The sequence below is a fragment of the Jatrophihabitans sp. genome, from assembly GCF_046262535.1.
GTDB lineage: Bacteria > Actinomycetota > Actinomycetes > Mycobacteriales > Jatrophihabitantaceae > Jatrophihabitans.
In genome coordinates, this window is record NZ_JBHEMO010000067.1 from 1 (window position 1) to 4,523 (window position 4,523).

Here is a 4,523-nt window from a genome sequence, read left to right on the forward strand (position 1 = left end):
GCAACGGCCTCGTGCCGATCAACCGCGGATTCGTCATTTCGGCCGTCGTGTCACTGGTCCTCGTCGCGATCGCGGCGTTCACCTACCTGCCGAGCGGCTTCAGCGGCTTCCACGACATCAACGCCGGCAGCGTCGACGGCAACCCGAAGTGGATCGCCTTCACCGCCGTGCTCATCGGCATCGTCCTGGCCGTGCTCATCCAGCAGCTCACCGGCTACTTCACCGACACCGTCCGCCGTCCCGTGAAGGACGTCGCCAAGACGTCGCTCACGGGTCCGGCCACGGTGATCCTGTCCGGCATCTCGCTCGGTCTGGAATCGGCCGTCTACACCGCCGTCCTCATCGCACTGGCCGTGTTCGGCGCATTCCTGCTCGGCAGCGGTACCGTCGGCGTGGCGCTGTTCGCGGTTGCACTCGCCGGTTGCGGCTTGCTGACCACCGCCGGCGTCATCGTCGCGATGGACACCTTCGGTCCGGTCAGCGACAACGCGCAGGGCGTGGCCGAGATGAGTGGCGACATCGACGAGGTGGGCGCTCGCGTGCTCACCGACCTCGACGCCGTCGGCAACACGACGAAGGCCATCACCAAGGGCATCGCGATCGCGACGGCCGTGCTGGCCGCGACCGCGCTGTTCGGCTCGTTCACCAAGGCGGTCGGCGACGCGCTGGGCAAGTACCACGCCAAGTCCGGCATCGACTTCCAGATCATCTCGCCGAACCTGCTCGTCGGCGCGATCATCGGTGCCGCTGCGGTGTTCCTGTTCAGCGGCCTGGCGATCAGCGCCGTCGGTCGCGCAGCCGGTCGCGTGGTGTACGAGGTGCGCAACCAGTTCCGCGAGCACCCGGGGATCATGGACTTCTCCGAGAAGCCCGACTACGCCCGCGTCGTCGACATCTGCACGAAGGACTCGCTGCGTGAGCTGGCCACTCCCGGCCTGCTGGCGATCTTCGCGCCGATCACGATCGGTTTCGCCTTCGGCGCCGGCCCGCTGGCCGGTTACCTGGCCGGGGCCATCTCGGCCGGTGTGCTGATGGCAGTGTTCCTCGCCAACTCCGGTGGCGCGTGGGACAACGCTAAGAAGATGGTCGAGGACGGCAGCTACGGCGGCAAGGGCACCGAGGCCCACGCGGCCACCGTCATCGGTGACACCGTCGGTGACCCGTTCAAGGACACCGCCGGCCCGTCGATCAACCCGCTCATCAAGGTCATGAACCTGGTGGCCGTGCTGATCGCCCCGGCCGTGATCAAGTTCAGCGTCGGCGACGACAAGAACAACGGCGTGCGCGCCGCCGTCGCCATCGTGGCCTTCCTGATCATCGCCGCGGCGGTCACCGTGTCGAAGCGTCGGCAGGTCTCCATGGGCGACGACGCTCCGGCGGCCACCACCGAGGCGGCGAAGGTCGCCTGATCGCAGTTCGCAACGACGACCCCGGCCGGCCGGCCGGGGTCGTCGCGCGTCCGGCCGGGCGCGGTGCCGGGCGGCGCGCCACCGACCAGGCACGATGGGCGTCGTGACCCAGTTCTCCCTGTTCGGTGCCGAGGCGACCTCGCCGTCGCTCGACGACCTGGACGGACTGCTGCTCGCCGGCGCGCACTGGGTCCGCTCGGCCACCGGCGCACGGCTGTCGGTCGTGGTCGCCGACCAGTGGCGGGCCGACGCGTTGGTCGCGGCGTTCGCCGAACGGGGCGTGGGCGGCGACGATGCAGTCGTGCCGGCGCCGTCGGGGCTCGGGGTGCGCACGGCGTTCGCGCCCGACCTCGTGCCGCACGCGGCGCGGTGGACCCGGGGGGCGAACGAGGGCCTGCCGCTCGGCTTCCGGCTCGGCCCGGGCGGCCTGCGGCTGTGGGCGATCGCGGCCGGCCGCCGCGACGACGTCGGCTACCTGCTCGCCACTGCCGAACCGGACGACCCGATCCACCAGGCCGCCGGCGCCCAGCTGTCCCGGCTGAGTGTGGCGGCCGTCTCGCTGGCCCAGCGCGGGGGACCGGGCTGGCGGGTGACGTCGGACAAACGCCTGCGGCGGCTGGTCGAGCTCGTCGGCCCCGCCCCCGCGGATGGCGCCGACCATTGGCCGAGCGGACAACCGCTCCGCCACTGACCAGTCGGCGGGATGAGCGCTGGGACGCGGATGAAGAGCTGGCGGGCCGGTTTGCGGGTGTCCTGTACCGTCCGCGCTTGTTGGATCCCGACAAGTGTTTGGAGCAGTAGTGGCGGCGAAGGGCGGACGGACGGGCACCAAACTGGTGATCGTCGAGTCCCCGGCCAAGGCCAAGACGATCGGCGGCTACCTGGGCAACGGGTACGTCGTCGAGGCGTCGATCGGCCACATCCGGGAACTGCCGCGCAACGCTGCCGCCGTTCCGGCCAAGTACAAGGGCGTTCCGTGGGCCAATCTGGGCGTCGACGTCGACAACGACTTCGAGACGCTCTACGTCGTCAGCGCCGACCGCAAGGACCAGGTCAACAAGCTGAAGGCGCTCGTGAAGGACGCCGACGAGCTCTACCTCGCCACAGATGAGGACCGTGAGGGCGAGGCCATTGCCTGGCACCTCGTCGAGACGCTGAACCCCAAGGTGCCGGTGCACCGGATGGTGTTCCACGAGATCACCCCGTCGGCCATCGCCGCGGCCGTCGCGTCGCCGCGGGCCATCAACAGCCAGCTCGTCGACGCGCAGCGCACCCGCCAGATCCTCGACCGGCTCGTCGGCTACGGGGTCAGCCCGGTGCTGTGGAAGAAGGTCTCGCCGGGCCTGTCGGCCGGCCGCGTGCAGTCCGTCGCGACGCGGATGGTCGTCGAGCGCGAGCGCGAGCGGATGGCGTTCCACAGCGCGACCTACTGGGACGTGGTCGGCACGTTCGCGCCCACCGAACCGAAGCCGAACGACCCGGAGACGTTCACCTCGACCCTCGTCTCCGTGGACGACCGGCGCCTCGCCACCGGCCGGGACTTCGACGCCGCGACCGGGCGGGCACCGTCCAACGTCCTGCACCTCGACGAGGACGGCGCCCGTGGGCTCGCCGCCCGGCTTGAAGGCCGGCCCTTCAGCGTGCAGGGCGTCGAGGAGAAGCCCTACCGCCGCCGCCCCTACGCGCCGTTCATGACGTCGACGCTGCAGCAGGAGGCCGGCCGCAAGTTCCGCTGGTCGGCGCAACAGGTGATGCGCACGGCGCAGCGGCTGTACGAGAACGGCTACATCACCTATATGCGCACCGACTCGACGAACCTGTCGGAGACCGCGCTCACCGCCGCCCGCTCGCAGGCGCGACAGCTGTACGGCGACGCGTACGTGCCGGCCGAGCCGCGCATCTACACGCGCAAGGTGAAGAACGCCCAGGAGGCCCACGAAGCCATCCGTCCGGCCGGCGACACCTTCCGCACTCCTGGCGAGGTGGCCAACCAGCTGTCGTCGGAGGAGTTCCGGCTCTACGAGCTCATCTGGCAGCGCACCCTCGCCTCGCAGATGGCCGACGCCGTCGGCACCACCGTCTCGGTGCGCATCGGTGGCACGTCCGTGACCGACGAGGCCGTCGTGTTCACCACGAGTGGCCGGACGATCACCTTTCCCGGCTTCCTGCGGGCCTACGTCGAGGACACCGACGAGGCCGCGGGGGAGAAGGACGACAGCGAGAAGCGGCTGCCCCAGCTGGCCCGGGGCGACGCCGTCGACCCGCGCGAGTTCGTCCCGACGAGCCACACCACGTCGCCGCCGGCCCGGTTCACCGAACCGTCGCTGGTGAAGGCGATGGAGGAACTCGGGGTCGGGCGACCGTCCACCTACGCGTCGATCATGCAGACGATCCAGGACCGCGGCTACGTGTGGAAGAAGGGCCCGGCCCTCGTCCCGACCTGGACGGCCTTCGCGGTCGTGAACCTGCTCGAGTCGTACTTCGCCCGGCTGGTGGACTACGGGTTCACCGCCTCCGTCGAGGACGACCTCGACGACATCGCGAGCGGCGAGCGCTCGCGCGTCGACTGGCTGACCCGGTTCTACTTCGGGTCGGCCGACGCGCCCGCGGACTCCGAGCGCATCTCGGCGCAGGGCGGGCTGAAGCGGCTGATTGCGGCGCGGCTCGAGGAAATCGACGCGCGCGGCGTGAGCTCGATCCCGCTCGGCGACACCGGCGTGGTCGTCCGGGTCGGGCGCTACGGGCCGTACCTGCAACGCGGCGAGGAGCGCGCGTCCATCCCCGAGGACCTCGCGCCCGACGAGCTCACGCCGGACAAGGTTGAGGAGCTGCTCACCGCACCGTCCGGTGACCGCGAGCTCGGCACGACCGCCGACGGTCGCGAGCTCACCGCGAAGTCCGGCCGGTACGGGCCGTACGTCACCGACGGCGAGAAGACGGCCTCGCTGTTCAAGACGATGGCGCTTGACAGCCTCACGCTGGAAGAGGCCGAGAAGCTGCTGACGCTGCCGCGTACGCTCGGCCAGCTCGACGGTGTGGACGTCACCGCCCAGAACGGCCGCTACGGCCCGTACATCAAGAAGGGCACCGACTCGCGGTCGATCACCAGCGAGG

General features: G+C 70.5%; 3 protein-coding genes. All 3 read left to right on the forward strand.

The window, feature by feature from the left end:
• Positions 1–1,409: sodium/proton-translocating pyrophosphatase (locus tag ABR571_RS09645; RefSeq protein ID WP_409452978.1), on the forward strand; the 1,409-nt coding region annotated here is incomplete at its 5' end.
• Positions 1,410–1,512: 103 nt separating this feature from the next.
• Complete coding sequence (locus tag ABR571_RS09650) at positions 1,513–2,100, forward strand: hypothetical protein (RefSeq protein ID WP_409452979.1); 588 nt, start codon at positions 1,513–1,515, stop codon at positions 2,098–2,100.
• Between the two features lie 94 nt (positions 2,101–2,194).
• Positions 2,195–4,523, forward strand: a 2,329-nt coding sequence (gene topA / locus ABR571_RS09655) for a type I DNA topoisomerase (RefSeq protein ID WP_409452980.1), incomplete at its 3' end; no start/stop codon positions are given.